The sequence below is a fragment of the Ruegeria profundi genome (assembly GCF_049800715.1).
In the GTDB taxonomy this organism is placed as follows: domain Bacteria; phylum Pseudomonadota; class Alphaproteobacteria; order Rhodobacterales; family Rhodobacteraceae; genus Ruegeria; species Ruegeria profundi_A.
This window is the reverse complement of record NZ_JBNAFO010000006.1, coordinates 213,334-235,681: the sequence shown is the minus strand read 5'-3', so window position 1 is coordinate 235,681 and position 22,348 is coordinate 213,334. Positions and strand designations below refer to the sequence as shown.

Sequence of the window (22,348 nt, the reverse complement as noted above, 5' to 3'; positions counted from 1 at the left end):
ATCGGCTAAAACCCGCCGACCCAAGCCGCGCAGGCGCATTGGGTTTAGCCCGGGATGCGAAGACTCTGCCGCGCTTTCAGCAGTCTTGGGACGTTCGTGTTGCCGGATGACTCAGGAAAAATCCGAAACGCCATCACTAACTCCCACGGCGGCGAATGCTCCCGTTTGGTCGTCTGAACGGAGCGCGAGAAAAAGACTCAGGGGGTCGTATTAGTCCGCGTTGTTGATGCGTCCGCGCATTTCTTCGGCCTCTTGCCGGGCGGCGCGGAGGCCGTCCATGGCAGCGGCCAGTTCTGCCTCGGTTTGGGTCAGCTGGTTGGTCAGCTCGGCCTCGCGCTGTTGCAGATAGGTGATGGCCTGATCGCGGGTTTCCTCGGCCTCGTGCAGTTCCTGGCTCATACGGTCCAGATCGGCGACGTCACTTTGGCGCACGCGGGACAGGCGATGGGCCAGCCAATTAGCAAACCATCCCATGCAGAAAGCCGCGAACAGGATGACGGCGGTGGCTATGATGAATTCTACTCTGTTCAAATTACTGGTCCTCTGCTTCCGCATCCGGCGCGGTCGTCTCGGTCTGGTCTTCTGATGCGGACGTCTCGGTCTCGTCTTCCGCCCCGGTCTCAAGCGCCTCGAGGCCGGTTTCCGAGGCCTCGGTGGGTTCCGGCCGGATCAGGCGGAACTCAATCCGGCGGTTTTCTTCGCGGCCCTCTTCGGTGTCATTGTCGGCGATTGGCTGTGTTTCGCCATAGCCGACGGCTGTATAGCTTGAAGTCGGAATGCGCCGTCCTCGCAGCTCGTTCAGGATTGACTGCGCCCGCGCCTGGCTGAGCTGCTGGTTCATCTCTTCACGGCCCTGACTGTCGGTATGGCCCTGAATTTCCATCCGGATCGGGCCGCAATCACGCAAGATATCGGCGATCTGATTGACCGTATCGCGCGACTCCGCAGCGATGGTGGCCGAGCCCGGCTCGAACGCGATTTTGCTGGCCGCCTGAATTTCAGCGATACCTTCTTCACAGAGTTCAGGATCGGGCAGGGCGTCTTCGGGTTCGGGCGGGGCGACATAGGTGATCGACAGGGTGAAGTTCTGCGCATCACCCAGCTTGTCCGACAGCAGACCCGCGATCCGGGCCTTGGCCTCTTCATCGTGGCTGATGCCGTTCAGGTCAACCAGCTCAGGCGTTACGGTCAGTGCGCCGTTATGCAGTTGTGACAGGGCCTCAAGCCCGGCCAGAACGCGCACGGGCCAATCCATAGGAAGGTCCGAGGTGATGCGGGTCGCGGTATAGACATTGTCGGACCCAAACGCCGCGCGGGCGTAGCTGTCGACCATGTCGCGCAGAACGTCGTCACCGACGCGGCCGCGCAATTGGATCAGGCCCTCAGGGCTGCGGGTTGCAGAGAACTCGATGGGTCCGGTCTCATCCGCTACTTCGGGTTCGGGCAGAACGGCATGCAGGGCGAACACCTCGGGTAGGGCGTTTTCCAGCTCACCCACGACGCGGTCGAACAGCGCCGGGTTCGTGCCTTGAGCTGCGACCAGAGTGATATCCGCATCCGACATTGTCACCGATCCTTGCCCGATTTCAGCAAGCGCGTTGATGCTCTTTTCTGCGGCTTCTGCCCAGCGGGGGGAGGGTACACCCAGACCAATGGTACAGAACGAGGGTCCGGCAAGACCGGCTTCCTCTGCCGCTGCGATGATCTGATCGCGGGCGTCTTCATCCTGGGCAGAACAGGCGTCAAACTGCCCTCCGGCCTCGTCAATCAGGTAGCGCAGAGTGAAGGGCGTGATCACCGGGCGCGGGGCTGATATGGACAGACCGATCCGAACACTTGGCGGCGCGGCGCGGGTCAGGTCCTGCTCCAACCGCTCTTTTTCCTGCTGGCTGTTGGCAATCGCAGTGATCCGGACAAGGCCGGGACTGGCCGATATCTTGGCGCGCGGCAGATCGGACAGGGCCAGCACGGCATAGGCCAGCGCATCATCCCAGCCATCGGGTTTCGGGTAGTCGGCGGTTTCGACCAGATCTGAGACGGAATGGTCGCTGTCCAGCGCCTGTAACCCGTCCATAAGGGACTCGCGGTCCTCGCTGGCCGGGATCAGGCCGATTACCGAGACACCGCTGTCATTGCGCAGGATTTCTACGGAAAACCTGGGGGCGGCCAGTGCTGATGTGGCGGCTACGTCCATCTCATCAATGACGCGAGAAGTGTCGACCTCGGTCCCAGCAGCGGTCAGGGCATTGAAGCGGATCGCCTCATCCGGCGCGGTGCCCGTGAGTATGACGCGCAGGCCGTCGGATTCGACCTCGGCCCAGTTGTGACCTTTCAGGTCCAGTGCACGTCGGACGGCGAATTCCGAGGCGTCTTCGACCTTTGTCACGGCAAAGCCCGCAGCCAAAAGGGACAGACCTGCAGAGACAAGGAAGATCAGACAAACAGCTACAAAATAGGGCAGACGCATATGCGGGCTTCAGACTCCTCGGGCGTTTGGGCGGGGTTTTACAGGCCCCGGCGCGCAGGTGCAATCAGAGCAGCAGCGCGACGCAGAGGAAGATCAGCGGAATTAGGCCGGTATCCCGGTTCGACCGGAACAGCATCAGCAATTTGGTATTGTCATCGATGTTCAAATTGCGCAGCTGCCACAACATGTGCCAGCCCATGGCCCATGGCCCGCCCAATGCAATCGTGACAATCCAGAACGGCGACTCCGGCACGCCCGCATCGATGATCGCCAACCCCATCAGCGAGACTGTGGCGATCAGAAAATACTTCAGCCATCTGGCCGTATCCGCCCCGAACAACCGCGCGGTGGATTTGACGCCGATCAACGCGTCGTCCTCGGTATCCTGATGCGCATAGATCGTGTCGTAGAACAGCGTCCACGCGATACCCGCCAGATACAGCATCACCGCTGGCCAGCCCAGCGAACCAGTATGGGCAACCCAGGCCAGCAGCGCACCCCAGTTGAAGGCTAGCCCCAGAAACACCTGCGGCCACCACGTAAAGCGTTTGGCAAAGGGATAGAGGGCAACCGGCACCAGCGACAGGACTCCCATGAGGATAGCTCCAGTATTAAAGCTGAGCAGAATCCCCAGCGATATCAGCGCCTGCAGACCCATCCAGATCACGGCTTGTCGCACGCTGACCTGACCCGAGGGGATCGGGCGGGATTTTGTGCGTTCGACCTGCGCGTCGAAATGGCGGTCGGTGATGTCATTCCACGTACATCCCGCGCCGCGCATCAAAAAGGCTCCAATAGCACAGCCGATCGCGATCCATGCATCCTCCAGCCGCGCTGTGCCATCGCTGAGGATCGCCAGCGCCAGCCCCCACCAGCAAGGGATCAGCAACAGCCACGTTCCGATGGGCCGATCCGCCCGGCTCAACCTCAGGTAGGGGCGGGTGAAGGCGGGCGCGCGAGTGTCCACCCAATTGCCGGTGACAGCATCAGCGACCTGACCGTCTGGTGTTGGAGCATTGCCTTGCATATGTAGGGTCTCATGAGTGCGAAGATCAGACTGTATGTAGAGCAGCCCTTGGGTCAGGGGCAATCGGTTCCTTTGACGCGTGAGCAGGCGCATTACCTGTTCGGTGTGATGCGGCAATCCGTCGGCGAGCAGATTGCGCTGTTCAATGGCCGGGATGGGGAATGGCTGGCCGAAGTCTCTGAGGCGGGCAAGCGCGGCGGCGTTCTGTCCTGCTTGCAGCAGACCAAGCCTTTGCAATTGCCGCCGGATTTGTGGTTCCTGTTCGCGCCGATCAAGAAGGCGCGCACTGATTTCATTGTCGAGAAGGCCGCAGAAATGGGGGCCGCGCGCATTCTACCTGTGCAGACAGAGTACACAAACTCCGAGCGTATCCGGCAGGACCGGCTTCAGGCACATGTGGTCGAGGCCGCCGAACAATGCGGCGGTACTTTTGTGCCCGAGGTCGCGGATCTGCAAAAACTGGACCGCGTGCTGGAGGATTGGCCTCAGGATCGGCAGTTGATGTTCTGCAATGAGGCCGAGGTTGGTTCAGCCCTGCGGCTGGCCGCGCAGGAAAAAGGCCAACCCTGGGCCATTCTGATCGGCCCCGAAGGCGGGTTTTCGGACCAAGAGCGCGCGCGTTTGACTGCACTGCCCTTTTCGCACGTGGTCAGCCTCGGCCCGCGCATTCTGCGTGCTGATACAGCGGCGGTAGCCGCGCTGACCATGTGGCAGCAGGCCTTGGGGGATTGGTTCTGAAGCGCTCCTGCAAGGAGTGACAAATTTCTGTCTTAGCTACACCACTCAAAAATAGGTTCTTTCCATACGAAAGGTTCGAATGCTTTCAACCAAGCCGCAGTCTTTCGCTTAGGACAGCGTTTGTTCGCGCTGGTGGCGTCTTTTCGACAATGGCTTAGCGGACTATGTGCCCTTGGGTCAATTAGATAGTTTTGGCCGCCGAAGAGACACTGGATTATCGCAGTCTTGTTTTGCTGCAGGGCGACGTAGCAGTCCTAAGCCTCTGTCAGTTTCTGCTGAGGTTTTCCGTTTTCAGTTCGTCGTATCGTGAATTGTCACATCTTTCGCAACTGGAAGGACCCAGCTTGTGTTGGCGAGATAGGTGAACCGGTCAGCCGGGACACTGAGCTGTTCCAACAGTTCTTAAGAATCCTTTAACCGATTTTTTGCTATTCAAAGTTGAATTGAAACCAGGAGCATTGGCACCATGAAAACTTGGTTGTCGGTTGTGATGACCTTAGTCGTTTTGGCGGGGTGCAGTAAGGATTTGCAGGGCACGCAGTCGTTTGACCCTGCGGCCGAACCCGCCGCGCAGCCTGTGGCGGCGCGAAGCAACCTGAATAGTAGTGTCGCGCGCACGGAATTTGCCGAGCTGGTGCGCAGATCCGTTGCCACCTCTCCGACGACTGCAGCGGGAACCGCCAATGTTCTGGCCTCGCAATCCCGGATCGAGGCTGAAAGGGGCGCGTTCCGGCCCCAGCTGAACGCCGAAACCTCTCTGACGTCCGACGGGGATACGGTTCCGATCTTACGCCTAAGCCAGATCATCTATGACGGCGGCAAGGTCTCGAGCCGTGTCGGGCTTCGCCAGATCGAGGCGCGCCAGACCTGGTTGAGCGAACTGTCCGAGCTAAGCGCCCAAAGCTTTGAGGCGATCGAGGCCATCATTGACCTTGACCGCAACCGTCGTCTTGAAGTTCAGGCTCGGCAGAACCTGGAACGCACAGAGGCACTGGTCAGCGATCTGCAATCCCGGTTCGATGCCGGTGCCGGATCGGTGGCAGATTTGCTGGCGGGTCAAGGCCGCCAATCTAATGCCGAGACGGAGCTGGCTCAGGCCGAAACGAATGTCGAACTGGCAACCGCCACTTGGATCGAAGTGTTCGGCAGCCGCCCTAGCGCCATTCCAACCATCCCTCCGGCCCCGGTTCTGGCGGGCACGACCTCGCAGGCCATGGTCGAACGCAGCCCACGTCTGCGCACACAGGTTGCCGTCAGTGAGGTGCGCCAGCAAGAGGTTGTCGTGGCCGAGCGCGCGACGCGCCCAACCTTGTCCGCGATCCTAGAGACCGACTTTAACGAAGGCAGTATCGACAATGGGGCGCAGGCCCGTCTGGGCGTGAATGTCCCGATCTATCAGGGTGGCTCGGCCCGCGCCAATGTGGAAACGGCAAGGGCCAACCTCCAGCAAAGTGAGGCCGATGCGGAAGAGCTGCGCCGCGAATTGCAGCGCAATCTGTCTCAGGCTCTGGAAGAGACGAACTCGATCCAGCGGCGTCTTGCGACGGCCCGCCGAGCGGTTGAGATCAACGAACAGGCACTTGATGCGGCGCGGGGGCAGTTCAACATCGGGCGTTCGACCATCGTGCAGATTCTGGATGCTCTGCGCGAGCTGAACCTGGCTCAGGTCCGGGTGATCCAGCTTGAGGCACAGGCGCGTCGGGCTGAATATGCGGTGCTTGCGGTGACAGGTGATATTCTGGATGCGCTGGGCGTTGCACAACCAACTGACCCAACCTTGTGATATCCCCATGACACTAACCGCCACAGACCCTCTGATCACACATCTTCAGCTTTTTGAAAGAGCGGTTGGGCCACGGGCTGGGCGAAAGCCGGACGTGATCCCGGGCATGGTCGCGCAGGTCGATATGCTGTCTGAGCCGAAGACAGTGCTGGAGTATCTGACGAAACCGCTGATCCGCGTCAAAGACCGCGCTTTCCGTGATTAGGTCGGGAAACGAAGCACCCCCTTGAACTATGCGCCGCTCGGCCCGATTTTGAGAGGGGCTGGGGATTGCCCAACACGTCCAAGCGCCGAAACAGGAACACCGACATGAGTTTCATTCGACCCGAAGCCAAATTGGCCCTGTGGCGCTGGCGCGAGGTTGTCGCTGCCGGTTTTGTTTTGGTTCTGGGCCTCAGCTGGGTCAGTGGACCCGGCGGTCTGCTGGGCGTTCTGGGCTGGGTACTGGTGGCCGTCGCAGTCGCTCTGACCGTGATCGGCGTGCAGCGTGCCCGATTTCGGACCGGGGCAGGCGGGCAGGGCGTCGTCAGCGTCGATGAGGGGCAGATCACCTATCTTGGCCCGCTGGATGGCGGCATGGTGGCAACGCGCGAGATCGAGCGACTCGCGCTTGATCCGACTTCAAGCCCGGCGCACTGGGTGTTGGACCAACCGGGGCAACCTACGCTTCACATTCCTGTGAATGCAGAAGGGGCCGAGGCGCTGTTTGATGTGTTCTCGGCGCTCCCTGGTTTGAAAACGCAACAGATGCTGGCCGAACTCCACGGCGGGTCACGCCATCCGGTGGTGATCTGGGAAAAAACCTCCTCTCGCCCGGCCCACCTTAGGCTGCATTGACACTGGCGCGGTTTGCGCTCAGGACTGACCGATAAGACAGACACATCAGGATCGGAGATCGGTTCATGTCCATCCCTCAGTCCGGCGGCGGTCCGATCGAGCGCCACGAGCAATTGGCCGAATATCTGGAATCGGGCTGCAAGCCCAAGGCCGATTGGCGTATCGGGACCGAGCATGAGAAGTTCGGCTATTGCAAAGACACCCTCAAACCGCTGCCATTCGAGGGCAAACGTTCCATCGTTGCGGTGCTTGAGGGGCTGCGCGACCGCCATGGCTGGGCCGAGGTGCGTGAAGCGGGCCATCTGATCGGGCTAGAAAAAGACGGCGCAAATGTCAGCCTTGAACCCGGCGGCGCGTTGGAATTGTCAGGCGCTCCGCTCGAGACGATCCACGAGACATGCGATGAGGTGAACACCCACCTACGCGAGGTGAAGGATATCGCCGATGAGATCGGCGTGGGGTTCATCGGTCTGGGCGCGGCTCCGATCTGGACCCATGAAGAGATGCCGCTGATGCCCAAGGGGCGCTATCGGCTGATGAACGACTACATGGAAGAAGTTGGCACCATGGGCCGCGCCATGATGCGCCGGACCTGCACGGTTCAGGTCAATATCGACTTCGGATCCGAGGCCGACATGGTGCAGAAACTGCGCGTTGCGCTGGCGCTGCAACCGGTGGCGACGGCGCTGTTCGCGAACTCCCCGTTCTTTGAGGGCAAGGTGAACGGCCAGAAAAGTTGGCGCAGCCACATCTGGCGGCATCTGGACGATGCGCGCACCGGCATGCTGCCTTTCGTGTTCGAAGAGGGCTTCGGGTTCGAGCGCTACGTGCAATACGCGCTCGATGTGCCGATGTATTTCGTCTATCGCGACGGCCAGTATATCAACGCGCTGGGCATGTCCTTCCGCGACTTCCTGAAGGGCGAGCTGCCCGCTCTGCCGGGTGAGACACCGACCCTGTCCGATTGGGCTGACCATCTGACCACGGCCTTCCCCGAAGCGCGGATCAAGAAATTCATGGAAATGCGCGGCGCCGATGGTGGCCCATGGCGTCGTCTGTGTGCGCTGCCTGCCTTCTGGGTCGGCCTGACATATGACCAAACCGCGCTGGATGCGGCGTGGGATCTGGTTAAAGGCTGGGATGCTGAAACCCGCGAGGGACTGCGTGTTCAGGCCGCGGTCAACGGGCTGCAGGCCCAAGTCGGGGACATCAACATGCACGATCTGGCGCGTGAGGTCGTGGCGATCTCTGAGGCTGGTCTGAAAGCCCGTGCTTTCCCCGGTGCTGGCGGTCTGGTCCCGGATGAAACGCATTTCCTGAACGCGTTGAAGGAAAGCATCGACACCGGCAAGGTGCCTGCCGATGAGTTGCTGGAACACTACGATGGCGACTGGAACGGCGACCTGACCCGGATTTTCCCCGAATACAGCTATTGATCCGCCCGGTCCCGCTTGCATTCGCGGGGCTGGCCCGATAGCAGTTTGGCGACCAAATTCAGAGGGCGTCATGGACGATCTTAAGGCAAAATATCTGGGCCAAATCGCCGAGGCCGGCGACGAGAACGCGCTTGAGGCGATCCGCGTCGCAGCCGTGGGCAAAAAAGGCGAGGTCGCGCTGAAGATGCGCGAGCTGGGCAAGATGACCCCCGAGGAACGTCAGATCGTAGGCCCGGCGCTGAACGCCCTGAAGGATGAGATCAACTCGGCGCTCTCCGCGAAGAAGGCCGCTCTGGCCGATGCCGCGCTGGATGAGCGTCTGCGTACCGAATGGCTGGACGTCACCCTGCCGACCCGCGCGCGCCGTGAGGGTTCGATCCACCCGATCAGCCAGGCGACCGAAGAACTGACCGCGATCTTTGCCGAACTGGGCTTTGCCGTGGCTGAAGGCCCTCGGATCGAGGATGACTGGTATAATTTTGACGCGCTGAACATCCCCGGCCACCACCCAGCGCGCGCCGAGATGGACACGTTCTACATGCATCGCGGCGAGGGCGATGATCGCCCGCCGCATGTGCTTCGGACCCATACGTCTCCGGTGCAGATCCGCTCGATGGAGAAACAGGGCGCGCCGATCCGCGTGATCTGTCCGGGCGGCGTCTACCGTGCCGACTACGACCAGACCCACACGCCGATGTTCCATCAGGTCGAGGGGCTGGCGATCGACAAAGACATATCGATGGCGAACCTGAAATGGGTTCTGGAAGAGTTTGTAAAGGCCTTCTTCGAGGTCGATGATGTCGAACTGCGCTTCCGCGCCTCGCACTTCCCCTTCACCGAACCTTCGGCCGAGGTCGATATTCGCTGTTCCTGGGATAACGGCCAGCTGAAGATCGGCGAGGGTGACGACTGGATGGAGATCCTCGGCTCCGGCATGGTCCACCCCAAGGTGATCGCCGCCGGTGGGATTGATCCGGAGGTCTATCAGGGCTTTGCCTTTGGCATCGGCATCGACCGTCTGGCGATGTTGAAATACGGCATTCCTGACCTGCGGGCGTTCTTTGATTCCGACCTGCGCTGGTTGCGGCACTATGGGTTCGCGGCGCTGGATATGCCGAATCTGCATGGTGGTTTGTCAAGATGAGCTTTGGCGCAAAAGCGGTTGAATACATATCAATTGCAGTTGCGGTTGTTGGGACGATCGGGGCGGCAGTCAGCTTTTTTCAGTGATCAATGAAACTGACCCACAGGTTCGTTTGCGTAAAAGCGAAATCACTGAACTCCGATCTCTAGTCTCAGAGTACGACGATAGGCTAACGCAATTTGGGAGTGAGATAGAAACCATTCGGGATATGCTGATTAATGCTTCCGGACAGGATCTATCTTCGGCAGAGCTGGATGCGAAGCTAACTGATGTCGCTGCGAGAACCAGAGCTATTGAACAAACGCTTGAAATTGATCCCGGTGAAGCTATCGGGTTGATCAGACTGCGTGACCAAGTCACTGTTCTGAAAGACGAAGTTGAAGATCAAGCTGCTCGTGTTGAAAGTGAGATTTCTCGACTATACTCAATCTATCTTGCTACCGTGGGTGCGCTTCTAGTCGCTGTGATTGCCATGGTGATTAACAATGTGGCAATGGCAAGGAAAAAGTAATTCTGGACTAGTCTTGTCGCCCCACGATACGGGACAAAAGCGAAAATTCGCAAGGAGTAACGTGCGGAGCAAAGGCCGATAGGCCGCCGCGCTATCGCCAGACCGCCCGCACGGGCTGGCGATTTGTCTCCGGCCGTGCAACGCTCGAACGGTGCTCGGATTTGGCTGGCATAAAGTGCTTTATACAGACCAAGGATCGCCATCCCGCGGTCTGGCGATAGCGCGGCTTGTTACAGGTTCCCACAGGGTTGTGACGTGACAGTTGGCGTCAGGCGGCTAGGCTCCGGCCTATGATCTATCGACTGCTATTTCTTCTGTTGACCGCAACCCCGGCCCTCGCCATTGGGCCTTGGAAATCCGATTGCCATGGCGATACGGCCTGTGAGGTCGGCGACCGCTCCTACCATGTGCTGGAGCCTAAGGGGTGGGATGGCGAAACGCCTCTGCCTGTGTTGCTGCATTTCCACGGCTGGGCGCGGCAGGGCACTGTGGTGGTGAACCATGAACGCATTGCCGGGGCGACCAAGCTGCGGGGCGTATTGCTGGTGGCCCCGAACGGGCTGGGCAAAAGCTGGGATTTCTGGACCTCGGGCACGGGCGATGTGCCCTTTGCTGACCGCGTGTTGGAGGATGTCGCCAAGCGCTATCCGGTTGATCCGGCGCGTATCTTTGTTTCGGGCTATTCCTTCGGTGGCGCGATGGCGTGGCGCTATGTGTGCCAGTCGGGCAACGACGTTGCCGCCTTGCTGGCCGTTGCCGGCAGCATTCGCCAGACCGAGGATTGCCCCGAAGCCCCGCGCGAGGCGCGCCATGTCCACGGCCTCAGCGATACGGTGATGGATTTTCCCTATGGCGCGAATGGCGACACGACCTATCCGGTGGCCCTGTGGCGCGCGAAATATGACTGCCACCATGCCACCCCGCGCGAGGATTGGAGCGTGGTGCCGATCCTGACCCTCAGCCGCGTGGAATGGACCGATTGCGCGCAGGGGCAGGTGGTGCTGGATACCCATCCGGGTGGGCATTTCATCCCCCATGGCTGGATCGGGCGGCAATTGGACGAGCTTTTGGGCCGCACCCCCACCTATCCGTGACCCGCAGCGCTTGCACCTTGACGCAATCTTTGCCATTGCCTGTGCCGACTGGATGTTTGCCAAAAAAGGCCCCGAGCAATGAAATTCACTCTGTCCTGGCTGAAAGACCACCTCGACACCGATGCGTCGGTTGATGAGATCACTGAGGCGCTGACCGATCTTGGCCTTGAGGTCGAAGAGGTCGTGAACCCGGCGGACCGTCTGGCGGGCTTTACCTTAGGCCATGTGAAACATGCCGAGAAACACCCCGACGCCGACAAGCTACGCGTCTGCACGGTGGCGACGGATGAGGGCGATCTGCAGATCATCTGCGGCGCGCCCAACGCGCGTGAAGGCATTACGGTCGTGGTCTGCAAGCCGGGCATGTATATCCCCGGTCTGGATATCACCATCAGCGTCGGTAAGATCCGAGGCGTTGAGAGCTTTGGCATGATGGCCTCGGAACGTGAGCTGGAGCTGTCGGATGAGCATGACGGCATCATCGAGTTGCCTTCGGGCGAGGTCGGCGACACATTCGTCGATTGGCTGGCCGAGAATGACCCGTCCAAGATCGACCCGATGATCGAGATTGCGATCACCCCCAACCGGCCGGATGCGTTGGGCGTTGCAGGTATTGCGCGGGATCTGGCTGCGCGCGGCGTTGGCACTCTGAAAGAACGCGCCTACGCGCCGGTGCCGGGCGATTTCGACTGCCCGATCAAGGTGACGATTGATGAGGATACGCTGGACGGCGCGCCGCATTTCACTGGCCGTCTGATCCGTGGTGTCAAGAATGGCCCCAGCCCGCAGTGGTTGCAGGATCAGCTGAAGGCAATCGGTCTGCGTCCGATCTCGGCCCTGGTCGATATCACCAACTACATGACCTATGACCAGAACCGTCCACTGCACGTGTTTGATGCGGACAAAGTGCAGGGCAACCTGCGCGTTCACCGTGCCAAGGGCGGCGAGAAACTGGTGGCGCTGGATGAGAAGGAATACACGCTGCAGCCGGGCATGATGGTGATCTCAGACGACAACGGGCCTGAGTCCATCGCCGGCATCATGGGCGGTGAGGAAACTGGCTGCACCGAAGAGACCGTGAATGTCTTCCTCGAAAGCGCGTTCTGGGATCACGTGCAAATCGCGCTGACCGGTCGTGCACTCAAGATCAACTCGGACGCGCGCTATCGGTTCGAGCGTGGGATCGATCCGAAATATACTCTGGAAGGTTTGGAGCAGGCGACGCAGATGATCCTGGATATCTGCGGTGGTGAGGTGTCCAAAGTGGTTGAGGCTGGCAAGGCTCCGAACCGTGCGCGGGCCTACAAGTTGGATGCGGCGCGTGTGCAGTCTCTGGTCGGGATGGATATTCCCGAAAGTGAGCAGCGCCAGACTCTGACCCGTCTGGGTTTCCGCTTGGAAGGTGAGATGGCGCATGTGCCCAGCTGGCGTCCCGATGTGATGGGTGAGGCCGATCTGGTGGAAGAGGTCGCGCGGATTGCGTCTCTGACCAAGCTGCAGGGCAAGCCCTTGCCGCGCGTGACCGATGGCATTCCAAAACCCGTAATGACCCCGACACAGCGTCGTCAGTCGATGGCGCGGCGTACCTGTGCGGCGTTGGGCTACAACGAATGCGTCTCATATACCTTCATTGATCAGGCCTCGGCCGTGCTGTTTGGCGGCGGAGATGACGCGACGCGTCTGGAAAACCCGATCTCGTCCGAGATGAGTCATATGCGCCCCGATCTGCTACCCAGCCTGCTGCAAGCGGCGGCGCGCAATCAGGCGCGCGGCTATGCCGACGTGGCCTTGTTCGAGGTCGGCCCGGTCTTCCATGACGGCGAGCCGGGTGATCAGAAGACACAGATTTCCGGCTTGCTGGTTGGCCGCAACGGTCCCAAAGACGTCCACGGCGCGTCCCGCCCGGTTGATCTTTTTGATGCCAAAGCGGATGCCGAGGCGGTTCTGGCCGCGATCGGCGCACCCGCCAAGGTTCAGATCCTGCGCGACGGTGACGCCTGGTGGCATCCGGGTCGTCACGGCAAGATCTGCCTCGGCCCGAAAAAGGTTCTGGGCGTGTTTGGTGAGTTGCACCCGCGCATCCTTCAGGCGATGGATATCAAGGGTCCGGCAATGGCGTTCACCATCTGGCCGGATGAGGTGCCTCTGCCGCGCAAATCAGGCGCAACCCGCGCCGCGCTGGAACTGCGCGATCTACAAGCGGTCGAGCGTGACTTTGCCTTTGTGGTTGACGATACTGTCGAAGCTCTGACCTTGGTGAATGCTGCGGCGGGGGCCGATAAGGCCCTGATCGAAGACGTTCGCGTTTTTGATGAGTTCATCGGAGGTAGCCTGGGTGAGGGCAAGAAATCTCTGGCCATCACTGTGCGTTTGCAGCCAAAAGAGGCGACGTTGAAGGAAAAGGATATCGAGGCTGTGGCAGAGAAGATCATTGCCAAGGTGTCAAAAGCCACAGGCGGCGTTCTGCGCGGCTAAGGGTGATCCACCCTCGGTCACAAGATTTTTAGAAAGATGAAGGGGCGAATGCGCCCCTTTTTCATGGGAGGAAACGCAAGATGTTGAAAGTTTATCTTTCTGGTGAGATTCACACCGATTGGCGCGAGCAGATCATTTCGGGTGCTGAGGGGCTGGATGTCACGTTCAGTAGCCCAGTGACCGATCACGCGGCCAGTGATGATTGTGGTGTCGCCGTCTTGGGCGCAGAGCCGAACAAGTATTGGCACGACCACAAGGGAGCGATGGTGAACGCGATCCGGACGCGTAAGGGAATCTCGGATGCGGATGTTGTGGTTGTCCGGTTCGGTGACAAATACAAGCAGTGGAACGCTGCCTTTGACGCAGGCTACGCGGCTGCGTTGGGCAAGTCGATCATTGTGCTGCACGGCCCCGATCATCAGCACGCGTTGAAAGAGGTCGATGCCGCCGCGCTGGCAGTTGCGGAGGAACCGCGCCAGGTGGTGGAGATCCTGCGCTATGTTCTGACCGGCGCACTGCCGGGCTAGGTTGCCAAAAGGGCTTGCGCGCCGGGATGGTCGCAAGCCCTTTTGGTGTCAATCGCGGGCGGGTGTCACCAAGCCTTTTTGCACGGCGGGGCGGTCAAGGAACCGATCTAGATAGGCGGTGAGATTGGCGTGGTCATCCCACCCAACGACCTCTTTAGCGCCATAGAAATCCAGCCCGCGCAGCCAGGGTGCGATGGCCATATCGGCGATCGAGTAGTCTCCGGCGATCCAGTCCTGACCCTTGAGTTCCTGGTTCAGGACGTTTAGCAGGCGCTTGGATTCGTTGATATAGCGCTCGCGCGGGCGGAGGTCTTCGATCTCGCTGCCGGCGAATTTGTAGAAAAAGCCCAATTGTCCGAGCATCGGCCCAAGGCCACCCATCTGGAACATCAGCCATTGCGTGATGCGATGCTTGTCGGTGGCGGATTGGCCAATGAACTGCCCGGTTTTCTCGGCCAGATAGAGCAGGATCGCGCCACTCTCGAACACGCCAATGGGGGTGCCATCTGGGCCATTGGGGTCAATGATCGCGGGGATCTTGTTGTTGGGGTTCAGCGACAGAAACTCGGGGCTTTTGACATCGGCATCGGCCAGGGTGACCTTGTGTGCTTCATAGGGTAGGCCGGTTTCTTCCAACATGATCGAGGCTTTGACCCCGTTGGGTGTCGGGAAGGAATAAAGCTGTAGGCGGTCGGGGTGTTGCGGCGGCCATTTGGCCATGATCGGGAAAGAGGCGGTGTCCAGCATGCGAAAGCTCCTGTTCGGGCGGTTCCGTTCGAGTTAGGCACGGAGTCGTGTATTTGTCAGCCCCCCAAGCTGTGCAGTGTAGGTCATCGGTTGTTTGCTGGCGAACAATGGGGAAAACTGCCGTAACTCGCACCTAGACCGATTTGTGTTTTTCACTCACAATTCAGTGACTCCCGCGCGAAAGCCGCGGGATTGATGTTTGAGAAAGGAAATGCGCGTGGATGAAGTTGCAACACAGGTGGGTGCTTTTGCGCCTCTGATCATGAGCGCGGTGAAGGCGCTGATCGTACTGATTTTGGGTTGGATCGTCGCCGGAGCAATCGCTGGCATGGTGCGGCGACGCATCAACGCGACGCCGCAGATCGACCCGACACTAGGGAACTTCATGGCCAGCCTTGTCAAATGGGCGATCCTGGCGATGGTTCTGGTTGCCGTTCTCGGGATTTTCGGGATCCAGGCGACAAGCATCGTGGCCATTCTGGGTGCCGCGTCTCTGGCGATTGGTCTGGCGCTGCAGGGGACGCTCAGCGATCTGGCAGCAGGTGTGATGCTGGTCGTGTTCCGTCCGTATAAACTGGGCCAGTTTGTCGACATCGGCGGGACAGCCGGGACGGTGAAAGACCTCAACCTGTTCACGACCGAATTGGTGACGCCGGACAATGTGCAGATCATCGTGCCAAACGGGCAATCCTGGGGGTCGATCATCACCAACTACTCGGCACATGACACGCGCCGTGTGGATTTGGTGTTCGGGATCGACTATGGCGACAGTGCGGATGAGGCGATGAAGATCATTCTGGACGTTGCGAACGCGGATGCGCGTATTCACAAAGATCCGGAGCCCTGGGTGCGTGTGACCAATCTGGGCGATAGCTCGGTCGATCTGACAGCACGTCTGTGGTGCGCAGCGGCGGACTATTGGGATGTGAAATTCGAGCTGACCAAAGCTGTGAAAGAAGCCTTCGATGCGAAGGGCGTCTCGATCCCCTACCCACATTCGGTTGAGATCCACAAAGAGGGCTGAACCCTCCCGCCCGTCGCGCGGGCATTGGAAATGCCCTCCTCCCGTTGGGCCAAGCGCCGCACTTTCGTGCGGCGCTTTCGTTTTGCGGATAGGGTATCATTCAAGACCAACCACGCCGCGCCGATAGGCGCGGCGCCATGCCCAACGCTGTAAATCGCCTTTTGGCAAAAAGGCGATTTCAGGTGCGGGAGTGTTTACGACTTGATCACCACATTGGGGGAAACGACATCAATGCCGAGGGCTTTACCAACCGCATAATAGGTCAGTTGCCCGGCGTGAACGTTCAGACCCGCCAGCAGGTGCGGGTCGTCCTGACACGCCTGTTTCCAGCCTTTGTCCGCCAGTGCCAGCATGAACGGCATCGTCGCGTTGCCCAAAGCGATGGTCGAGGTCCGGGCCACCGCGCCCGGCATGTTGGCCACGCAATAGTGCATCACACCATCGACCTCGTAGATCGGGTCGGCATGGGTCGTTGCACGCGAGGTTTCGAAGCAGCCACCCTGGTCAATAGCCACGTCGACAAGCACCGCACCGGGCTTCATTGTCGACAGCTGCTCGCGGCTGATCAGTTTCGGAGCGGCAGCGCCCGGGATCAGAACGGCTCCGATAACCATATCGGCGTCCTGGATCAGCTCAGCCGTTGCGCCAGCCGTCGAGTATTGGTTCTTGAACTGCCCGCCGAATACGTCATCCAGATAGCGCAGCCGAGGCAGTGAGCGGTCAAGAACTGTCACATCTGCGCCCATACCTGCAGCGATCTTGGCCGCGTGGGTGCCGACGACCCCCCCGCCAATCACGACGACCTTGGCCGGCCCAACGCCGGGAACCCCGCCCATCAGCACGCCTCGGCCACCATTGGCCTTTTGCAGGGTCCACGACCCGACCTGAGGCGCCAGACGGCCCGCAACCTCGGACATGGGCGCCAGCAGAGGAAGACCGCCGCTTGCGTCCGTGACGGTCTCATAGGCGATTGCGGTACAGCCCGAGGCCAGCAGATCGTGGGTCTGATCCGGGTCCGGGGCAAGGTGCAGGTAGGTGAACAGCAACTGGCCTTCGCGCAGCATCTTGCGCTCACCGGCTTGAGGTTCCTTGACCTTCACGATCATGTCGGCCGTGGCAAAGACCTTTTCTGCCGTGTCAACGATGCCCGCGCCAGCAGCGACATAGGCGGCATCGTCAAATCCTGCGCCAATACCAGCACCGGATTCGATCAGCACGTCGTGTCCGCGCGCAACCGCTTCCTGAGCGGCGTTGGGCGTCATGCCGACGCGAAATTCCTGGGGTTTGATTTCCTTGGGGCAACCGATTTTCATCTGCACCGTCTCCGTTCATAAACTGCCCAAATTATGTGCAATTCAAGGCGCAATTTTTGTGAAACAAGACGGGGCTTTGTGTTTTTTGTCGGAAGGTTTTCGCGTAAACTGCAGAAATCTTGCAAAGGATTTGCAGCAATGAGCCTAGATACGACTGATAGGAAGATACTTTCTGCGCTGCAGCGCAATGGCCGGATGTCGAATGCCGAGCTGTCGGAGCAGGTGAATCTGTCCCCCTCGGCCTGCCATCGCCGGGTACAACGGCTTGAGGCTGACGGCTATATCCGCAAATACGTGGCTTTGCTGGATGCGCGCAAGATGAATGTGCCAACTACTGTCTTTGTCGAGATCACGTTGCAAGGCCAGGCCGAAGAGGTTCTGGACGCGTTCGAAAAGGCGGTTTCGCGCATCCCGGACGTTCTAGAATGTCACCTGATGGCCGGAACCGCTGACTACATCCTGAAAGTGGTGGCCGAAGATACCGAGGATTTCGCGCGGATCCACCGTCAATACTTGTCGCGATTGCCCAAAGTGGCGCAGATGCAAAGTTCGTTCGCTTTGCGCACGGTGTTCAAAACAACCGCCCTGCCAGTTTGAACGGCGCCTATTTTCTGCGCGCAGAAAGGCAAAGGACTGCCTTGCGTCAATTCTACGGCTTGTATCCCCGGGGCGGGGCGTCCAAAATTGAGACGATGAGACCCTCGCGCTGCACCTCCCCGTGATCCCGGCAGCGCGATGTCATCAATTCATCTGATGACATCAGGCGGTTACACAAACCTGCCAGGGTGGGAACCCGAAGAATAATAAGGAGTTGACCTTGGCCTACGAAAACGATGGCGCCCCCAAAGACTGGCTGGAGGCTGAGCTGGAAGATACGCTGGATGAGGACTTCGAGATCGAATTCAGCGAGCCGATGCTGTCGATGGAAGTTCGCAAGATCTATCGGGAACAGCATCCGGACATGCTGGACCGAAAGGTCTATTTCCGCAACCTGCTGCGCCTTCAGGCTGAGTTGATCAAGGTGCAGGACTGGGTTCAGCACACCGGTGCCAAGGTCTGTATACTGTTTGAAGGCCGTGACAGTGCGGGCAAGGGGGGCGTGATCAAGCGGATCACCCAGCGCCTCAATCCGCGCGTGGCGCGGGTGGTTGCCCTGCCAGCCCCCAGCCGCCGGGAACAAAGCCAGTGGTATTTCCAGCGCTACGTGCCGCACCTGCCGGCGGCCGGTGAGATCGTTCTGTTCGATCGCTCCTGGTACAACCGTGCAGGCGTGGAACGCGTAATGGGTTTTGCGACCGAGGATCAGGTCGAACAGTTCTTTCAGGACGTTCCGGAATTTGAGCGTATGTTGGTGCGCTCTGGGATCATCTTGCTGAAATACTGGTTCTCGATCACGGATGAAGAACAACAGCTGCGCTTCCTTATGCGTATCCATGATCCGATGAAACAGTGGAAGCTTTCGCCCATGGACCTGGAGTCCCGTATCCGTTGGGAATCCTACACCAAGGCGAAGGAAGACATGTTCTTCCGCACCAATATCCCCGAGGCGCCGTGGTACATTGTGGAAGGTAATGACAAGAAACGCGAGCGTCTGAACTGTATCGAGCATCTTCTGACCATGATCCCCTATACGGATGTTCCGCATGAGAGGGTCAATCTGCCCGATCGCCGCTACAATCCGGACTACGAACGCCGCGTTCTGCCGGACGAGCTGCACGTACCCAAGATCTACTGATCGTGCTTTGACGATGCGAGGCAGCGGACTGCCTCGCATCAGGATAGGCCGTCAGGCGACGTCCATCATGCAATCGAAATTGAAGAAGTTGACGAAGAAGACGTCTCCGGAATCGTCCGATGCCATCTCCGGGCACGACGCGTCGTCCTGAGATGGATCCATATCGTCGACCATCACCAGCTCCAAGTCGTCCTCGGGTTCGTCCGGAGTCATGATGTCATCATTCCAAGCGAATTGATCCAACTGCGTCTGCAGCTGTTGAATGAACGCCTCAATTTCGGCGAGGAAAGCTGCGACGTCGAAACAACCGCTATCAGGGTCCTCGGTCTCGGTGACATCGGTCTCGGGCTGCTCAGGTTCCGGATCTTCGGTCTCTGTGACGTCAGTTTCGGGCTGCTCGGGTTCCGGGTCTTCAGTCTCAGTAACGTCAGTTTCGGGCTGTTCGGGTTCCGGGTCTTCGGTCTCTGTGACGTCAGTCTCCGGCTGTTCAGGTCCCGGATCATCCGTCTCTGTGACATCGGCTTCGGGCTGCTCGGGTTCCGGGTCTTCCGTCTCAGTGACATCGGTTACTGGTTGTTCCGGAGTGGGGTCTTCGGTATCCGTCACATCTGTTTCCGGTTCCTCGGGCACTGGATCTTCAGCCGGGGGCGGCGTCATGGCGGTGTCGTCAATGTCCAGCATGACCTCTGCGTCAGTTGTGGCAAAGTTTTGCGTCACCATGACTGCGTCAAAGCCCTGCATGTCGCCCGTCTCAACGCCGATCCCGATATATTTGAAATCGGGGTTCAGAATGTTGGCCCTGTGGCCGGGGCTGTTCATCAGGTTCTGATGCAGTTGCGCGACATCATCGCTGATGCCTGGGGCGCCGCGCTCGGATTGCCAGGCGATATTCTCGCCCGTGCGCCAGCTGCCTTCCAGATCGAAACCGGCCGACTGCATGCGCTGGGTTGCGCTGGATCCGCCCGATCCGGTGTGGCTGAACCGGTCCGTATTCAGCATCCATGCGCTGTGGTCTTCTGATGACTCGTTAAGCTGTCTTTCAAGTTGCAGGGGGTCCAGACCGCGGGATGTGCGCTCTTGGTTGATGAGCGCCAGCATCTCTCGTTCTACTTCACTTGCTGTAGACATTTTTGCCTCCGTTTTATGTTTTGTCTGAGTGGACGAGCCCAGTTATCGGGGCCACCAAAGACATGAACAGAGAGGCGATGAAAATCGGCGCTTTTCGGCGAGACGATGCAGTCGGACGCAGATTCGCTGCGCTGGAAAACGCCGAGAAAGAGGCGAGACTAAGGCTCGGCGAGTTATCGCACTGGTTGTGCGGGGGTGCGGGCAAAAACGCACTTAGAAACGACAAACCCCCGGGCGATGCCTCGGGGGTCGTCAAATAGTGTCATCCAAAGCTGGACGAGCATCAGGTGCTTAGAGCAAACCTTCGCGCTGTGCTTTCTTACGTGCCAGTTTACGGGCACGACGGATCGCTTCAGCCTTCTCGCGCGCTTTTTTCTCGGACGGTTTCTCGAAATGTTGCTTCAGCTTCATTTCACGGAACACGCCTTCGCGCTGCAGCTTTTTCTTCAGGGCACGAAGCGCCTGATCGACGTTATTGTCGCGAACACTAACCTGCATGTGGTTGTCACCACCTTTCTAGATAGAGTTGCAAGGAAATTGCAGGAGTTGGCCGTATAGCAAAGCCGCTCTATCTTGTCTAGTACTGTGCCTAAGCACCGGAGAACTGCCATGACCGTCACTTACGAAGACACCAAACAACAGCTGCTGGACGCGATTTTGATGCATGTTCCGTTCGATGGCTGGTCCGAGGCCAGTTTTCGCGCGGCCGTTGTCGATTGCGATCTGGAAGGCGGTCTGGCCCGTGCGATCTGCCCGCGCGGCGCGGTCGATCTGGCGCTGGCCTACCACGCGCGGGGCGATCAGGTCATGCTGGACAGAATCAAGTCCACTGACATGAGCGAGCTGAAGTTCCGTGAAAAGGTTGCCGCTGCTGTTCGTTTCCGGCTTGAGGCGGTCGAGGACAAGGAACTGGTGCGCCGGGGCATGACCCTGTTTTCGCTGCCCAACCACGCGGCAGACGGGGCCAAGGCGGTTTGGGGCACCTGCGATCTGATCTGGGACGCGCTGGGTGATACATCGGATGATGTAAACTGGTACACCAAGCGCGCAACCCTGTCGGGGGTCTATTCGTCGACGCTGCTGTTCTGGCTGGGGGATGATTCGCCGGATCACCAGAACAGTTGGGCGTTTCTGGATCGTCGCATCGAAAACGTGATGCAGTTCGAAAAGCTCAAGGCGCAGGTGAACGGCAACCCGCTGCTCAAGCCCTTACTGGCTGTTCCGAACTGGTTTGCAGCACAGGTGAAACCTCCGATGAAGATGCGGGCTGATCTGCCGGGGATGCTGAACCCGCGCAAGTAAGCATCTGGGCCTTTGCTTTTTGGCCTGCTAGGCATTGGGCAAAGGAGATTTGCCCATGACTTCGCCCGAGACCCAGACAATGCGTGCCGTCGAAATCACCGAGCCCGGCGGCCCTGATGTTCTGCAACTGACCGCACGACCGATTCCTGAGCCGGCGGCCGGGCAGGTTGTTTTGAAAGTGGCCTATGCTGGCGTGAACCGACCGGATGCGCTGCAGCGCGCCGGGGCCTATGATCCACCTCCCGGTGCAAGCGATCTGCCGGGGCTTGAAGCTTCGGGCGAAGTGGTTGCAATTGGCGCAGGTGTTGAGGGGCTCTCGATCGGTGACAAAGTCTGCGCGCTGCTTCCGGGCGGCGGATATGCTGAATATGTCGCCACGCCCGCCGCGCATTGCTTGCCTGTCCCAGATGGCATGGATCTAAAGCAAGCCGCCTGCCTGCCCGAGACCTTTTTCACCGTTTGGTCGAATGTCTTCACGCGCGGAGGTCTGAAAGCGGGTGAGCGGTTCCTCGTCCATGGCGGCTCCAGCGGTATCGGAACAACGGCGATCCAATTGGCGAACGCGTTTGGCGCGCGTGTATTTGCGACGGCGGGCTCGGCTGAGAAATGTGAGGCCTGCCTCAGCTTGGGCGCCGAAAAAGCGATCAACTACCGGGATGAGGATTTTGTTGGGGTTATGCGGGCCGAAGGGGGCGCGAACCTGATCCTCGATATGGTTGGAGGCGACTATATCCCGCGCAACGTGAAAGCGCTGGCCGAGGATGGACGTCTGGTTCAGATCGCCTTTTTGCAAGGACCCGTGATCGAGCTGAACTTTGCCCTGATGATGGTGAAACGCCTTACGCTGACCGGCAGCACCCTGCGTCCGCAAAGCGATCTGGCCAAGGCAAAGATCGCTCAGGACCTGCACGAGGCCGTCTGGCCGCTGCTCTCTGCAGGCAAGGTCGCGCCGGTGATGCACAGCGAATTCCCTCTGGCCGAGGCTGCTGCGGCACACGCGCTCATGGAAAGCTCGCAGCATATTGGCAAGATCGTTCTGAACGTCTCAGGCTAACGCCTT

Annotated in this window: 22 protein-coding genes; 15 read left to right on the top strand and 7 right to left on the bottom strand. The window is 59.5% G+C overall.

Annotated features, from left to right (window positions below):
* Nucleotides 1-210 precede the first annotated feature (210 nt).
* The 3 genes from ACP15L_RS12335 to ubiA form a co-directional block, all read right to left on the bottom strand.
* Nucleotides 211-531 carry a hypothetical protein gene (locus tag ACP15L_RS12335; RefSeq protein ID WP_170379160.1) on the bottom strand — a complete coding sequence of 107 codons (321 nt, stop codon included), beginning with the start codon at nt 529-531 and terminating at the stop codon, nt 211-213.
* Nucleotide 532: 1 nt separating this feature from the next.
* Nucleotides 533-2,467, bottom strand: a complete 1,935-nt coding sequence (locus tag ACP15L_RS12330; protein ID WP_425084377.1) for an OmpA family protein — start codon at nt 2,465-2,467, stop codon at nt 533-535.
* Between the two features lie 64 nt (nt 2,468-2,531).
* On the bottom strand, nt 2,532-3,494 hold the full coding sequence (gene ubiA, locus ACP15L_RS12325) for a 4-hydroxybenzoate octaprenyltransferase (protein WP_425084376.1): 963 nt from the start codon (nt 3,492-3,494) through the stop codon (nt 2,532-2,534).
* A gap of 12 nt (nt 3,495-3,506) precedes the next feature.
* On the opposite strand from ubiA, the gene ACP15L_RS12320 reads away from it, so the two are divergent.
* From ACP15L_RS12320 to ACP15L_RS12275, 10 genes are all read left to right on the top strand, one after another.
* A complete protein-coding gene (locus ACP15L_RS12320) occupies nt 3,507-4,232 on the top strand; it encodes a 16S rRNA (uracil(1498)-N(3))-methyltransferase (protein WP_425084375.1) in 726 nt (241 codons plus the stop codon).
* 466 nt (nt 4,233-4,698) lie between these two features.
* Nucleotides 4,699-6,015, top strand: coding sequence for a TolC family protein (locus ACP15L_RS12315; RefSeq protein WP_425084374.1), 1,317 nt, complete (start codon nt 4,699-4,701; stop codon nt 6,013-6,015).
* Nucleotides 6,016-6,022: 7 nt separating this feature from the next.
* The gene (locus ACP15L_RS12310) at nt 6,023-6,220 is read left to right on the top strand and encodes a hypothetical protein (RefSeq protein WP_425084373.1); all 198 of its coding nucleotides are present in this window, start codon (nt 6,023-6,025) and stop codon (nt 6,218-6,220) included.
* Nucleotides 6,221-6,324: 104 nt separating this feature from the next.
* A complete protein-coding gene (locus tag ACP15L_RS12305) occupies nt 6,325-6,852 on the top strand; it encodes a hypothetical protein (protein ID WP_170481003.1) in 528 nt (175 codons plus the stop codon).
* A 65-nt stretch (nt 6,853-6,917) separates the two neighbouring features.
* Nucleotides 6,918-8,288, top strand: a complete 1,371-nt coding sequence (locus ACP15L_RS12300) for a glutamate--cysteine ligase (RefSeq protein ID WP_425084372.1) — start codon at nt 6,918-6,920, stop codon at nt 8,286-8,288.
* Nucleotides 8,289-8,358: 70 nt separating this feature from the next.
* Entirely contained in the window at nt 8,359-9,432 is a 1,074-nt protein-coding gene (pheS, locus tag ACP15L_RS12295; RefSeq protein WP_425084371.1) for a phenylalanine--tRNA ligase subunit alpha, read from the top strand.
* Between the two features lie 82 nt (nt 9,433-9,514).
* A complete protein-coding gene (locus tag ACP15L_RS12290) occupies nt 9,515-9,943 on the top strand; it encodes a hypothetical protein (protein ID WP_425084370.1) in 429 nt (142 codons plus the stop codon).
* A 290-nt stretch (nt 9,944-10,233) separates the two neighbouring features.
* A complete protein-coding gene (locus ACP15L_RS12285) occupies nt 10,234-11,037 on the top strand; it encodes an alpha/beta hydrolase family esterase (RefSeq protein ID WP_425084369.1) in 804 nt (267 codons plus the stop codon).
* 78 nt (nt 11,038-11,115) lie between these two features.
* Entirely contained in the window at nt 11,116-13,512 is a 2,397-nt protein-coding gene (gene pheT / locus ACP15L_RS12280) for a phenylalanine--tRNA ligase subunit beta (RefSeq protein WP_425084368.1), read from the top strand.
* Between the two features lie 80 nt (nt 13,513-13,592).
* Nucleotides 13,593-14,039, top strand: coding sequence for a YtoQ family protein (locus ACP15L_RS12275; protein WP_170379140.1), 447 nt, complete (start codon nt 13,593-13,595; stop codon nt 14,037-14,039).
* A gap of 48 nt (nt 14,040-14,087) precedes the next feature.
* On the opposite strand, the gene ACP15L_RS12270 is transcribed toward ACP15L_RS12275, so the two are convergent.
* The gene (locus ACP15L_RS12270; protein WP_425084367.1) at nt 14,088-14,786 is read right to left on the bottom strand and encodes a glutathione S-transferase N-terminal domain-containing protein; all 699 of its coding nucleotides are present in this window, start codon (nt 14,784-14,786) and stop codon (nt 14,088-14,090) included.
* A gap of 262 nt (nt 14,787-15,048) precedes the next feature.
* On the opposite strand from ACP15L_RS12270, the gene ACP15L_RS12265 reads away from it, so the two are divergent.
* Nucleotides 15,049-15,810, top strand: coding sequence for a mechanosensitive ion channel family protein (locus ACP15L_RS12265; protein WP_425084416.1), 762 nt, complete (start codon nt 15,049-15,051; stop codon nt 15,808-15,810).
* A 194-nt stretch (nt 15,811-16,004) separates the two neighbouring features.
* Here ACP15L_RS12265 and ald read toward each other — a convergent pair whose 3' ends face one another.
* Nucleotides 16,005-17,123: an alanine dehydrogenase gene (gene ald, locus ACP15L_RS12260; protein WP_425084366.1), complete on the bottom strand. Its 1,119-nt coding sequence runs from the start codon at nt 17,121-17,123 to the stop codon at nt 16,005-16,007.
* A 138-nt stretch (nt 17,124-17,261) separates the two neighbouring features.
* On the opposite strand from ald, the gene ACP15L_RS12255 reads away from it, so the two are divergent.
* Nucleotides 17,262-17,720 carry an Lrp/AsnC family transcriptional regulator gene (locus tag ACP15L_RS12255; RefSeq protein ID WP_425084365.1) on the top strand — a complete coding sequence of 153 codons (459 nt, stop codon included), beginning with the start codon at nt 17,262-17,264 and terminating at the stop codon, nt 17,718-17,720.
* A 220-nt stretch (nt 17,721-17,940) separates the two neighbouring features.
* Nucleotides 17,941-18,858 (top strand): polyphosphate kinase 2, encoded by a 918-nt coding sequence (gene ppk2, locus ACP15L_RS12250; protein ID WP_170379135.1) that lies wholly within the window; start codon nt 17,941-17,943, stop codon nt 18,856-18,858.
* Nucleotides 18,859-18,909: 51 nt separating this feature from the next.
* Here ppk2 and ACP15L_RS12245 read toward each other — a convergent pair whose 3' ends face one another.
* Nucleotides 18,910-19,986: a CAP domain-containing protein gene (locus ACP15L_RS12245; RefSeq protein WP_425084364.1), complete on the bottom strand. Its 1,077-nt coding sequence runs from the start codon at nt 19,984-19,986 to the stop codon at nt 18,910-18,912.
* A gap of 291 nt (nt 19,987-20,277) precedes the next feature.
* The gene (rpsU, locus tag ACP15L_RS12240; protein WP_005614280.1) at nt 20,278-20,484 is read right to left on the bottom strand and encodes a 30S ribosomal protein S21; all 207 of its coding nucleotides are present in this window, start codon (nt 20,482-20,484) and stop codon (nt 20,278-20,280) included.
* Between the two features lie 111 nt (nt 20,485-20,595).
* Between rpsU and ACP15L_RS12235 the strand changes: the two genes are divergently transcribed.
* A complete protein-coding gene (locus ACP15L_RS12235) occupies nt 20,596-21,288 on the top strand; it encodes a COQ9 family protein (RefSeq protein WP_425084363.1) in 693 nt (230 codons plus the stop codon).
* 55 nt (nt 21,289-21,343) lie between these two features.
* The gene (locus ACP15L_RS12230) at nt 21,344-22,342 is read left to right on the top strand and encodes an NAD(P)H-quinone oxidoreductase (protein WP_425084362.1); all 999 of its coding nucleotides are present in this window, start codon (nt 21,344-21,346) and stop codon (nt 22,340-22,342) included.
* Nucleotides 22,343-22,348: the final 6 nt, after the last annotated feature.

What these genes read in the sequence shown, in the direction of transcription:
- ACP15L_RS12270 (WP_425084367.1), bottom strand. Translation starts at nt 14,786, where the DNA reads ATGCTGGACACCGCCTCTTTCCCGATCATGGCCAAATGGCCGCCGCAA.
- ACP15L_RS12245 (WP_425084364.1), bottom strand. Translation starts at nt 19,986, where the DNA reads ATGTCTACAGCAAGTGAAGTAGAACGAGAGATGCTGGCGCTCATCAAC.
- ACP15L_RS12235 (WP_425084363.1), top strand. Translation starts at nt 20,596, where the DNA reads ATGACCGTCACTTACGAAGACACCAAACAACAGCTGCTGGACGCGATT.
- ACP15L_RS12305 (WP_170481003.1), top strand. Translation starts at nt 6,325, where the DNA reads ATGAGTTTCATTCGACCCGAAGCCAAATTGGCCCTGTGGCGCTGGCGC.
- ald (WP_425084366.1), bottom strand. Translation starts at nt 17,123, where the DNA reads ATGAAAATCGGTTGCCCCAAGGAAATCAAACCCCAGGAATTTCGCGTC.
- pheT (WP_425084368.1), top strand. Translation starts at nt 11,116, where the DNA reads ATGAAATTCACTCTGTCCTGGCTGAAAGACCACCTCGACACCGATGCG.
- ACP15L_RS12330 (WP_425084377.1), bottom strand. Translation starts at nt 2,467, where the DNA reads ATGCGTCTGCCCTATTTTGTAGCTGTTTGTCTGATCTTCCTTGTCTCT.
- ACP15L_RS12310 (WP_425084373.1), top strand. Translation starts at nt 6,023, where the DNA reads ATGACACTAACCGCCACAGACCCTCTGATCACACATCTTCAGCTTTTT.
- ACP15L_RS12315 (WP_425084374.1), top strand. Translation starts at nt 4,699, where the DNA reads ATGAAAACTTGGTTGTCGGTTGTGATGACCTTAGTCGTTTTGGCGGGG.
- ACP15L_RS12275 (WP_170379140.1), top strand. Translation starts at nt 13,593, where the DNA reads ATGTTGAAAGTTTATCTTTCTGGTGAGATTCACACCGATTGGCGCGAG.
- rpsU (WP_005614280.1), bottom strand. Translation starts at nt 20,484, where the DNA reads ATGCAGGTTAGTGTTCGCGACAATAACGTCGATCAGGCGCTTCGTGCC.
- ACP15L_RS12255 (WP_425084365.1), top strand. Translation starts at nt 17,262, where the DNA reads ATGAGCCTAGATACGACTGATAGGAAGATACTTTCTGCGCTGCAGCGC.
- ACP15L_RS12300 (WP_425084372.1), top strand. Translation starts at nt 6,918, where the DNA reads ATGTCCATCCCTCAGTCCGGCGGCGGTCCGATCGAGCGCCACGAGCAA.
- ACP15L_RS12320 (WP_425084375.1), top strand. Translation starts at nt 3,507, where the DNA reads ATGAGTGCGAAGATCAGACTGTATGTAGAGCAGCCCTTGGGTCAGGGG.
- pheS (WP_425084371.1), top strand. Translation starts at nt 8,359, where the DNA reads ATGGACGATCTTAAGGCAAAATATCTGGGCCAAATCGCCGAGGCCGGC.
- ACP15L_RS12230 (WP_425084362.1), top strand. Translation starts at nt 21,344, where the DNA reads ATGACTTCGCCCGAGACCCAGACAATGCGTGCCGTCGAAATCACCGAG.
- ACP15L_RS12285 (WP_425084369.1), top strand. Translation starts at nt 10,234, where the DNA reads ATGATCTATCGACTGCTATTTCTTCTGTTGACCGCAACCCCGGCCCTC.
- ACP15L_RS12265 (WP_425084416.1), top strand. Translation starts at nt 15,049, where the DNA reads ATGAGCGCGGTGAAGGCGCTGATCGTACTGATTTTGGGTTGGATCGTC.
- ubiA (WP_425084376.1), bottom strand. Translation starts at nt 3,494, where the DNA reads ATGCAAGGCAATGCTCCAACACCAGACGGTCAGGTCGCTGATGCTGTC.